This window comes from Bradyrhizobium sp. Tv2a-2 (assembly GCF_000472425.1).
Classification (GTDB): domain Bacteria; phylum Pseudomonadota; class Alphaproteobacteria; order Rhizobiales; family Xanthobacteraceae; genus Bradyrhizobium.
The window spans coordinates 1-11,415 of sequence record NZ_AXAI01000058.1; the positions used below are offsets into that span (position 1 = coordinate 1).

6 protein-coding genes and 4 pseudogenes are annotated in these 11,415 nt (G+C 60.8%); 2 read left to right on the forward strand and 8 right to left on the reverse strand.

Going from position 1 to position 11,415, the window contains the following annotated elements:
- On the forward strand, positions 1-506 hold a 506-nt coding region (locus tag A3AI_RS0141120; RefSeq protein ID WP_024521032.1), incomplete at its 5' end, for an IS630 family transposase.
- An 86-nt stretch (positions 507-592) separates the two neighbouring features.
- On the opposite strand, the pseudogene A3AI_RS44810 reads toward A3AI_RS0141120, so the two are convergent.
- From A3AI_RS44810 to A3AI_RS44820, 8 genes and pseudogenes are all read right to left on the reverse strand, one after another.
- Positions 593-2,825, reverse strand: a pseudogene (locus A3AI_RS44810) (T3SS effector XopP-like protein).
- Positions 2,826-3,922: 1,097 nt separating this feature from the next.
- A complete protein-coding gene (locus A3AI_RS49780) occupies positions 3,923-4,081 on the reverse strand; it encodes a hypothetical protein (RefSeq protein ID WP_245287083.1) in 159 nt (52 codons plus the stop codon).
- Positions 4,082-4,166: 85 nt separating this feature from the next.
- Positions 4,167-4,627 (reverse strand): annotated as a pseudogene (locus tag A3AI_RS50430) (HipA domain-containing protein).
- A 223-nt stretch (positions 4,628-4,850) separates the two neighbouring features.
- Complete coding sequence (locus A3AI_RS49790) at positions 4,851-5,105, reverse strand: hypothetical protein (protein ID WP_024521034.1); 255 nt, start codon at positions 5,103-5,105, stop codon at positions 4,851-4,853.
- A complete protein-coding gene (locus tag A3AI_RS0141145; RefSeq protein ID WP_024521035.1) occupies positions 5,102-5,434 on the reverse strand; it encodes an XRE family transcriptional regulator in 333 nt (110 codons plus the stop codon). Before A3AI_RS0141145 ends, A3AI_RS49790 begins: the two co-directional genes overlap by 4 nt.
- 722 nt (positions 5,435-6,156) lie before the next feature.
- Positions 6,157-8,262, reverse strand: coding sequence for a phosphate acetyltransferase (gene pta / locus A3AI_RS0141150; RefSeq protein WP_036051673.1), 2,106 nt, complete (start codon positions 8,260-8,262; stop codon positions 6,157-6,159).
- A 56-nt stretch (positions 8,263-8,318) separates the two neighbouring features.
- Complete coding sequence (locus A3AI_RS0141155; protein WP_024521037.1) at positions 8,319-9,521, reverse strand: acetate/propionate family kinase; 1,203 nt, start codon at positions 9,519-9,521, stop codon at positions 8,319-8,321.
- A gap of 655 nt (positions 9,522-10,176) precedes the next feature.
- A pseudogene (locus A3AI_RS44820) lies at positions 10,177-10,720 on the reverse strand (IS630 family transposase); the annotation flags it as partial.
- Between the two features lie 501 nt (positions 10,721-11,221).
- Between A3AI_RS44820 and A3AI_RS0141165 the strand changes: the two are divergent.
- A pseudogene (locus tag A3AI_RS0141165) lies at positions 11,222-11,415 on the forward strand (IS256 family transposase); the annotation flags it as partial.

Consider the following 11,415-nt stretch of genomic DNA (forward strand, 5'->3'; position numbering starts at 1 on the left):
AGGCCATCGCAACGACGGCTCCCGACCTGCCTCCCGAACCCGGCATCCACCCGACCTTTGCCCGGGATCATGAATACAAGCGCCACGGCACGCTCAGTCTGTTGGCTGGAATCGACCTGTTGACCGGCAAAGTCCATGCTCTCGTCAGAGACCGCCATCGCAGCCGCGAGTTCGTCGAATTCCTNAAGCTCCTCGACGCCGCCTATCCGGCAGGGACCGCGATCAAGTTGATCCTCGACAATCATTCGGCGCATGTATCCAAAGAAACCAAGGCTTGGCTCGCCACCCGGCCGAGCGGACGCTTCGAGTTCACCTTCACCCCGACGCACGGCTCCTGGCTGAACCTCATCGAGGGCTTCTTCTCCAAATTAGCTCGCTCGGTCCTCCGCCACATCCGCGTAACCTCCAAACTCGAGCTCAAGGAACGCATCATGGCCAGTATCCACCACATCAATCGCCGCCCCGTTGTCCACACTTGGTCCTACAAGCTCGCCGATGCCGCCTGATATGATTCAAACCAAGGAAACGATCGGCTAGGAGTATGACTGATGATGTCACCACAAGCAGCACTCTACCACGAGATACCCCGCAACTACATCCCCAGTCGAGTGACCTGCGTCGACCCGCGGTCCGCTGCGGCCAGCGCATAGGTTGGGTGGCCGCTAAAACCGGCGCTCAACAAGGACTTGCAGAACGCTGGCGTGAGCTTGCCGCGGTGGATCACGACGTTCTCGTGACCCGTCGCGGCTCGAGCGTTCTGCCATAGGCGATTGTAGCCGCGCTGTTCATCGGACTTCACGTGGCAAGCGGCGAACTCGCCGTCATCCAGTGTTGCCAACTGCCGCGCGTATACCGGCCGCTTCGTATGGATGTGCACCCACATCGGGCTCGGCATCGCACCATTGCGCAGCGCCTCGGGCTGCAGCTTGATCTCGAACAGCGTCCCTGGCTCGCCTTTCAACGCGCGCGGTAGATCCGATGGCGCCAGCTCCTCGGCCGCCCGCAAGTGTTCAAGGTACTTCTGCGATGGAAAGGGCGTAGCTCTTCATGCAATCGATCCTGGTCGTGGCCCTTCGCTCGTTCAAAGCCTTTGCTACCCCCTGCGCTTCGGACAACATCACCTTGAGCCGGCCTGTTTTGTTGTGCACTTCGCGCAGTTGCGCCGGCGTGAGTCGGCCGCTCCGACGAGGCTCCTCCAGTGCGGCTACACAGGCCTCAATCTCGGCAGACTGCGTCTGCAGGCGCTCGACGACAGTGTCCACGACGTGGTCGGCGTCCTCGGGTTTCATCTGGCGCGCTTGCGAGACGGCCCTTTGCTGACCGGCCAGATCGAATTGCAAAAGTTCGTCCAATCGCTCGAGCAGTCGTGTCAGTGCCTCCTTCGACGGCGGGGCCTGCCAGATCGCCGAGTGTCCCGTCGCCGACGATGACGCCCTCGCATGCGCTTCCTCCGCAGTCGCGAGCTTCTTCGTGCCCAGATCCGAGAGCACGATAACCTTCTGCTGGGGCCGTGCCGGCGTCGGGCGTAGCGACCTGCGGCTCGGGCCGCCCCCCGGCCGCCGAACTCCCCGCCCCCGTGCGCTTGCCTTTCCCTTTCCTGCGCGCCGCAATGCCTTCAGCCGCTACAGCCGTGCCGGTAGTATCGGTCGGTATCACAGCCCCCGCCTCGGCCGGCGGTTCAATCATGGCTGGCATCTTTGGCTGCACTGCCAGGAGCCGCATGACCTCGTGCGCAGTGACCCACGCGCCTTCGACGGTCTGGTCCAACAGGTCCAATGGGAGGTCGGCACCTGTTCCGACATCCCTTAGCTTGGCAACGATGCCGTGCAACGCTGACGCAAACTCCGAAAGCCGCTCCATCACTCCTTCCAGAACGGCGCAGTGCTCTGCGTCGAGTGCCGCTCCGTTCCTTTTCAGAACGGCGTCGGCCGTAGAGAGGAATGCGGGAAAAACATCCTCGATGAAGGTCCCGAGCAAACGCACCCGCCCGTTCTCGCTCATGAGCATTTCGCTCACAGCTGGTTCGAACGTGCTCGCCTGCGGCTCAATCATGACCTGCGCGAGAGCAATCCGCGATTGCAGATACATGCACATGGTATACAGCGCCCAGCCGGTGCGCAGCCGTAGTGCGGCCTCTTCGGTCTTTCGCATCTCGGGCGTTGCGCTTGACAAGTTGGCAGTGGCCGCGCAGACTGACTGTATCCCTTCCGAGCGCAATGCTTTCTTTCCCCACCACTTCATGCAGGCCAAGTAGTGTTTTGCCACGCTGGAAACCGCGCGGCTCAGCTGATCGGGCAGAGTGTTGGATTGACGCATCCGGTCGAGCACGGCTGCCGCACTGTTCCTGCTCTGCCCCAAGCCGTGGATAGTCCGGGTGGCCAGGGTGTCGCATTCGTCCGCCGCCTCGAGCGCCTCATTGCGGAGCCGGCGAGCCTGATCGTCGGGCAGAATGCGACCCGCCAAATCTGGGGGCAAGCTCGCGTAGTAGTCGAGAACTGTTGAGCTTGCCTTGACGACTTGTTCTGGGCGTGCATGGCCGCATTACGACAAGCATCGAGGTCCTCAAGCAGGCTGCCCATTTTTCGCTTCGCTGCCCTGATCTTGTCGCCTCTTGGGGCTGTCACACCCGAAGTTGGCAGGTGGCTGGCGTGCGGCGGCGCTCTATCTTGGGGCTCAGAGCGCATCCGCTCCAAGACGGAGTCGAAAAATTGGCTGCCTTCGCCAGGGACGAGAGTGGACTCCGAGCGCGAACTGCTTGATCTCCCCGCGCTGTCCGCACCTGCAGTCCCGACGTGCGATTTGCCAGATCGATCAATGCCAGTCATATTCCAACTCCGGTACTGTCGAGAATGCACAACCTATCTCGATAGACCGCCTGACTGACGATTGGCTGACGAACGGCGTTCTCCCGGATGCACAAGAAGCTCTCACCCTGGGTTCCAATTCCATGGATGCTGCCGTGTTGCCAGAGTTTGTGATGCAGGGATGACCGCGTCAGGTGTCGGCTAGTATTACAGTTGGTTGTTATGTGCCGCGCGACAGTCTCACGAATACGAGTTCGGCGCTTCCGAATTAGCCCCCCAGCCCTGGCAGCCCGAAGAAAGGCCGGCGGTCCGTCACCCACCGGCCTTTTCTCACACATGATGCTGGCCCAAATCCGAGCAGCTTGTTCAGCGAAACGCGGTCGCTACCACAGATACAGCAGCGGCGAATGCAATCTGGGAACTGACGCCCAACCTCCAGGCCAACTTTCGTTTGGAATGGATCCATCCATGAAAGCGTTGAAGAGACACGAGCGGCTCTCGTGGATGAATGCTGGAACTGCAATGGAAAGTCTGCCGCCCTGTATTCGACGCGCCGCAGGCGGATCGATGTTCTTTCGGGGCGCGCCCTGCGTCCCGACGCCTACAACTAGGCCTATGGCGCGCAAGGCGGGGCAATCGCCGTAGCCCGCGGAACGCGGGTCGCGAGCCATAGGGACCCGCGCCCGTTAGGCGCGGGGTGGGTGCAACGCGATGAACGGTGCGAAGGCGACGACGCGATCTTGGATCACCGGCAATGGCGCAGAGAAGATTGCGGGCACGCTGGTATCGCGTGTTGCGGGACTCCAGGTCTGCGCGAACTGCTCCACCGGGCCGAGGTCAGCGAGTAGGAGCTGAGATAGTGGAGCTCCCGGCCAACCCTATCAGCTGCGGGCATGTCGACACCGCGGCGTACAGATCGTCTAGCGAGCCGGGGCCCTCGTCGCCGCGCGAGGGGCGGTCAGTTTGCGTCCCGTCTGTGGCGAAGCCACGCGAAGTAGTTTTGGGAGAACTACAAAGGACGTCCATCTGGGGAGACCGTGATGGCTATTGCAGGTACGCCTGTTGCTTGAGCAAGTGTGAGAGCGCCGCCGCAAGAACCGATAGCTTGACGCAACAACCTATTGGGCGTTGGCCGTTTTGAGTTCATCATATTCGAACGCGCTCGACATGCGGTCGATCTCCTTTGATGTAAGGCCGGCAGACGCGGCAACGTCGCGCCAACCTGCTACGGCCGCGCCAACCTCGCGCACGATCTTCTTTGCCTTGTCGAGCTTCAACCCGAAATGCTCCGCCACCTCGAACGCAAGCGCGAGTGACGCCGTTCCATCCGCTCCATCGATCGCCGTCGTCAGAATGCACGGCCTAATGGTCCACGGGGACGGGGTTCATGTCATAAGCCGGCGATAGCCGCCAGCCGGACGGCCGATAGAGAAAACCATGGTTGCGCAGGTGGTCGTCGCTGTTCGAAATCAGAATGCTGAACACGATTCGGCGCCAGAGTTGGGCGCAATCCTCGTCGGCTTTCGCCCCGTACTGGCGGAGCGCGTCAGCGATCTCCATGTAGCTGTGGGGCTCATTGTCAACGGCACTGGGATTCCGGCTTGCGCGGCAAGCTTCAACGCGACGGCCTCCCACAGGCTAACCCGGGTCGTATCGTCGTGCTGCGGGAATTTGGCGATTGGCAGGCTCCCATCCTTATCGATCACCGACGCCTTGGGCCGCGCGCCACCCAACGAGGAACCGGGAGCCAGTAGAAGACGGAGATCCTCGTCGCTGCCGCCATCCTCGCTGATGCGCATGGCTGCGCCAAGCAGCGCCGGCATCGAGCAAGCTCATCGCCGACAGGAATGGAATCCGTACCTGGCCGCGACGATCAAAACGCCGCAGGATGAGAACATCGCGGCCGGCGAGCTTCTCCAGACGCCGCTCCGGCCCGTAATGCGCCCTGGCGCGCGATGTCGCCGACGCCGAGCAGGTAATCGACTTCGAGCAACGTGCGCGGCGCGCGCTTTTCGTCGCGCGCTTTCCGGCGTTCTTCCCTCTGGATCAGAACGCGTCCCCGCGATCGAGCGCGGAGTCGCCGATAGCGCCAAATATCAACCGCCCGGCCCCTGTATGATGCGGGCCCTTGCCAACCGTGAGCGACGGCTCCAGCGCGAAGCGCTGCCGGTTGGAAAGCCATGCGGCGTCATATTCGAAGGTCGCGCTTTCCTTGCCTTTGCGGCCGCCCGCCCCAACGCGGCCGGCGAGATGCGCCATGCCTTCGAGATCGATGTAAATGAGAAGCTCGCGATCGGTCATGTTGACCTCTTGCGAGCCGCGCCGGACTGGCGGACGCGCTTCGGCAGGCGCTCTTCTTCCAGCTGAAGGCCCACCTCGTCACTGCGCGCGTCGGCGAGATCGGCAACGTGCGACACGAGACCCAGCACAAACATCACCGTCGCATAGATGCCAAGCGACACGCCAGGGCCGCCACGCTCAACCTTGCGCAACGTCACCCGCGTGATGAACGCGCGCTCCGCCATCGTCGTCGTGGTGATACGACGCCGCAGGCGGGCATTCCTGATGTCCTGCCCGAGCTTCGCAACGGCTCGCTTCACGGGTAGCGGCAACGGCGGCGTTGTGCGCATGATCTCCATCCTTGTATTGGATATTTTTATGTCCAATATGTCAAACTCTGCATACTAAAACATCCATTATGATGACAAGGCTTATCGGCAGTCCCGGACTCGCCAACGATTTACAACCCGGTCTACAGGCTCAAATGGGACGCCCCGCTCCGGGACCGGACTATCGCGATGCGTGTGCATATCGAAGCGGCGGGCGCGCACGAGTCATAGCTCGGCCGAGCGTGCACCAGGCGCCGGATGTCGGAAGTGAGCTCGGCATCCCCCGCTCGGGTTTGGGGGCCACGCTTTGGACGCTTGCCGCCTGCTCGCTCAATCAGGTTGGAACGGGCCACCCCGAGGGTCTCTGCGATCCGTTTCACGGGGGGAACGGAACGGCGGCCGCCAGTCCCGTCTTCGAAGCCGGGACGGACCTTTTTCTTGGCATCGTTACTTCTCACTGCGCAGCAATTTTCTTTCCGGGCTCCAAATCGGCGAGCCCGGTCGGTCTACTACGTAATAATCCGGCCCCAAAATTCGGCAGCTTCGATCGGCCAACTCGAGCGACTGAAACGTCTGCACGGTATGGCCGCGGTGTCTCGTCACGTGAAACAGAGCGTGTACGCCATGCCCTCTGCTCGCTCTTTCAAGAAAATTCGTGTAAGAGGCTGTTAATTGATTTAGCGTCCAGCTTTCCTCATCGATCGGTGATCACGTCAGGGGTAACTTGAACTCAACCAATTCGTTCAATCTGAGTACGCGCCCCCCGCCTGGATTGCTGTGAGCGCGATTGTGTAGACGATGTCGTCTACCAGCGCACCGCGCGAGAGGTCGTTCACGGGCTTGCGGAGCCCCTGCAGCATCGGCCCCACGCTTACCACGTGGGCGGCGCGCTGCACCGCCTTATAGGTGGTATTCCCGGTATTGAGGTCGGGGAAGATAAAGACGGTGGCGCGTCCGGCAAGCTGGCTGCCGGGGGCCTTTTGCCGACCCACGCTCTCTACGCTCGCCGCATCATATTGCATGGGGCCATCGATCAGCAGGTTGGGTCGCTTCTCGCGCGCAATGGTCAGTGCCCGCCGCACCTTTTCCACGTCCTCACCACTTCCAGATTTGCCTGTGGAGTAAGAGATCATGGCGACGCGCGGCTCAATGCCGAATGCTCGCGCGGTATCGGCAGACTGGATTGCAATCTCGGCCAGTTGCTCGGCGCTCGGGTTTGGATTCACAGCGCAGTCGCCATAGACCAGCACTTGCTCCGGCATTAGCATGAAAAATACGCTGGATACGATGGATGCGCCCGGCGCAGTGCGGATCAATTGGAGCGCGGGACGGATGGTGCTGGCGGTGGTGTGCATGGCACCAGAGACCAAGCCATCCACCTCATTCAGCGCCAGCATCATTGTGCCGAGAAAGACGGTATCGGCGAGTTGAGCTCTAGCCTGGAGAGCGGTCAATCCCTTGCCGCGACGCAACTCCACCATGGGATCGATGTAGCGATCAAGGGTCGCATCGGGATCAATGATCTCAAGTTCCGGCGGCAGTCGAAGCGATTGCGCGTCGGCAGTGAGCCGGATCCGCGCCGGGTCGCCCAACAGCACACAGCGGGCGATACCCTTTTCGTGGCAGATGGCGGCCGCCTTCAGGGTGCGTGGCTCGTCACCTTCCGGCAGCACGATCCTCTTGTTGGCCTTTCGCGCCGCCTCCACGAGCTTGTAGCGGAAGGCCGGCGGGGGCATACGCTGTCGAGCGGGTAAATTCATTCTCTTGCGCAGCGAGGTAGTGTCCGTTCTCTCCGCGATGAATTCGATGACCTGTTGCATGTGTTCAGCGTCGTCCGCACGAACGTAGCGGTCGAGATTAGCCAGCTTTGTTCCTGTGGTAAAGGTGTCGTCCTCCGTCATCAAAATGGGTAACCCGGCGAAAGCCGCAGATCGGAGAAGACCGTCCACCTGATGCGAAAGCTGTGTGCCGCAGGTCAACAGCAGCCCAGCGAGCTTGGTGCCGTGGAGATAGGCAAGTCCGGCAGCCAGTGCGATGTCGCTGCGTTCGCCCGCGGCAACGATTAGGGCACCGGGTCGGAAACGTTCGATAACCCCGTCGACGCCACGCCCGGAGATGACCATTTCCTGCACGCGGCCGTGTGCAAGGTCTCCCTCGTAAGCCACTTTGAGATCGAGCGCCTCGACAACGTCTATTGGACGCGGTGCGGTAAGCCGTCGCTCCTCTGGTACAGACGCGAGCACCGCCATTGCGGCTTCTCCGCCAGATTGCAGTTGCTTCTGGAACATATTTTCCTGGACCGCACTAAGTTTGTTCATCAGTACACCGGCTAGCGCTGGTGGGTGGTCGCCACCCTCGGCGTATTGATGAAGAGTGAGGTCAAGGATGTGCGCGAACCCGTTGGCTTGCAGATGCGGTCCCGAGATCACGGGAATCAGTGCAGCCGAGAGACTGCGTGCCATTGCCGCGTTGAGCTGCATAGCGAGCAGCTGGTCGGCAATGGGGATGAGCCCCTCAACTACAACTATGTCGACACCAGCACCGGCTTGATCAACAAGAGAGACCACATCATCGAGAAGGGCATCGAGGCGGCCCCTCCTAACACGTTCCTCAGCGACTGAGAACGGTATAGGTTCCGGAGCCGCCACACGAAGCAGAGTGCGGGCAAAATGCGTGGAAAGATGAGTCTTTCCAGTCAGGTCTTTCGGCCGGGTGATCGGTTCGGCGAAGGCAACTCTGATGCGGTCACGCTGCAGCGCTTGCACCAGCCCGAGTGCCATTGAAGTCAATCCAACATCGCGGGCCAGCGGGGCGAGGAAGAAAACGTGTGGAGGAGATGTGCGATTCACGATGACACACTCGGCAAATACAACGAATCGTTTCCGGGTCTAATTGTGCAAGGCTGTTACTGTGATCTGGTGAGTCCTGCCAGTTCCGCCGTGTCGCGAGCAATCATCCATTCCTCATTCGTACTTACGACCGCGGCCACCGGCCGGTTGCCCTCGCTAATGATGCCCGCAGCGCCGCCGACCATGCGAAGATTCGCCTGCTCGTCGAGCGAAAGACCAAGGGGCTTAAGGCGGCGCACCGCCATGCTGCGGATCCTAGCCGAGTTCTCGCCGATGCCTCCGGTGAAGACAACCGCGTCCAGCCGGGGTAGGGACATGGCCAAGCCGCCGATGTGACGAGCCAAACGATGCACGAAAACCTCCAATGCAGCTTGTGCGCCAGCATGGCCGCTGCTCGCAGCTGCCTCCAGCTCACGGCAGTCATTGGATAGCTCGGACAATCCAAGCAGGCCGCTGCGCCTGTTCAGCAGCGTGTCCATATCGTCCCATTTCCAACCGGTGCGACGTGCGAGATAGATCAGCGCTCCCGGATCGATGTCCCCGGAGCGCGTCCCCATGACCAGCCCTTCGAGCGGTGTCATGCCCATTGTCGTATCCACGCTACGGCCGTTCAATACGGCAGTGGCCGAGGCACCATTGCCGAGATGCGCAATGACTAACCCGTGCCCGGCGCGATCTAGCCCCAGCATCTCTACAGCTTCCCCCGCTACGAAGCGGTGGCTCGCGCCATGAAAGCCATAGCGGCGCACGCCGTAGTCGCGGTACAGCGCCATGGGGACAGCATAGAGGTAGGCCGAGGGCGGTATGCTCTGGTGGAAGGCTGTGTCCAGTACGGCTACGTGTGGTACTGCCAGGCGTGCAAGCGCCACGCGCATGCCAAGCACCGCCGGCGGATTGTGCAGCGGAGCAAGTGGGCTGATGGCCTCAAGTTCGACCAACACGTCTGGGGTGACGAGGACAGATGAGGAGAAGCGCTCGCCACCGTGCACCACGCGGTGTCCGACCGCAGCTAGACTACCTGACCAGTCCCGCGCCGCGAATTCCTCGAGCACGGCGTCCAACGCGTAGGCATGCGTCGGCTCCTTCAGGTCCCGCACTGTCTTGCCCGACTCATCCTTGAAGGAAACGGTGGCTCCTTCGAGACCAAGGCGATCGGCGAGCCCGGAGAGCAGCGGATGACGCCGTTCCATGGCGTAAACCGCGAATTTCAGCGAAGACGAGCCACTATTGATAACCAGGACCATGGGCGATTCAGTCACGTCGTGTTCTCCTTGTTAGCCCGAGGCGCAGCGCCTTTGATCTTGTTGATGTAAAATGGACGCCACACCCTTCGCCGCCCTGATCGGCCGCCGATATCTGTGTGAGGCACGACCACGCCCGGTTCCGCAAAAAACGACGCTTATTGCCCGATCCCTTGCAATTTTTGCTGGATCCCTTGCGCTCGCTGCGGCGGTCATGTGGTCCCGTACATTTTTCAGCAGTTTGCCGATGCCGCGTTGATTTACCTCAAGCGGCGAAGACCGCGAGGCGAGAATACCAATGCAGACAGAGCGCTGAGGCGGACCGATCAGTAGGAGCAATGAACGCCCTGCAATGAGGCTGGAGCAACGGGATCGGGTCAGGCGATCGTATGGTCGAAACAATTGGAAACAGGAGGATGACGATGACGTACGTGTATCCCGGGGCTGGCGCTCGTCATTGTTCGGCGCCTCCGGTCGGGTGAGACCTCGGCGTTTCGAGAGAAACTCGACCCGCATTTTGTCGCATCCGTGACAATATTTAACGACGGTTCGACACGCGCGGCTGCGCAGTCGTCAGCAGGATAACCCATTTTGTTCGTATGAACACACCTGAACCCGATTTCGCGACTGGCGTAGGGTTTGCTAGGTCAGCGTTTCCATGGTTCGAATCATATCAGGCGGCCTCGGCCAGCTTGTAGGACCAAGTGTGGATGACCGGGTGCCGATTGACGTCATCGATGCCTTCTATGATGCGCTGCTTGAGTTCGTGTTTTGATGTCACCCGGATATGGCGCAGGACGGAGCGGGCGAACTTGGAGAAGAAGCCCTCGATGAGGTTGAGCCAGGACCCATGCTTGGGCGTGAAGGTAAGTTCGAAGCGGCCTGTGGGTCGTGCGTCGAGCCAAGCTCTGGTTTCTTTCGAGATGTGTGCAGAATGATTGTCGAGGATCAACTTGATCGCCGTGCTGGCCGGATAGGCGGCGTCGAGAAGTTTGAGGAATTCGATGAACTCGCGGCTGCGGTGGCGGTCTCTGACGAGAGCATGGACCTTTCCGGTCAGCAGATCGATCCCCGCCAACAAGCTGAGCGTGCCATGACGCCGATACTCAAAGTCGCGCGCAAAGGCCGGATGGACACCCGGCACCGGCGGCAAATCCAGCCGTGGTCGCAATGGCCTGGATCCCCGGCTTTTCGTCGTAAGAGACGATCGCCACCGGCTTGCGCGATTTCTTCGACTTGGTCTTCGACCTGGCCGGATTAGCGGTTTCCATGGAAACTGCTAGTCGCCATGAAAGATGAACCCGCGCACATCGGAACTATGAATGATATCTTACGCCTCCTGAAATTGTCGGCTACACCGCAAAGAGCATCCCCTCGCGACGATGAGGACGACCTTTGGTCAGATAAGGTCACTTGCGCTCTCTGTTGTTGCGATATGGTGTCGCTGCCACTCATCACCATAACTTCAAAGGGCCGGCATCTCCCATCATCGAGAAGACGCCCTGATCGCGCACCGTCTCTGGACTAGCCACGTTGAGCCAGTTTTTTTCAATGTCGACGACAATTTGGCTGCCATGCGTACAAATCGCAACCGCATTCAACAGTACTACCGTTTGCTCGAAAGAGCTATGGCCGAAACTGGGTGATGACGGGTTGAGAGAGGCGGCGTATCGAGGCGGGTGTCGAGCCTGCCAGAACCTCAAGGAGAGCGATACGCCATGACCGAGACTACCAACGTTTTTGCTTTTCGTCAGCCCTCCGCGGTTGACGATCCACTGACCGATATCCTCCGCGCCGGGGCGCGCGACCTGCTCGCCAGGGCGGTCGAGATCGAGGTCGACACGTTTCTGGCCAGCACGTCCGAGCTGACACTGCCCGACGGCCGGGCCCGGCTGGTCCGGCACGGCTGTGG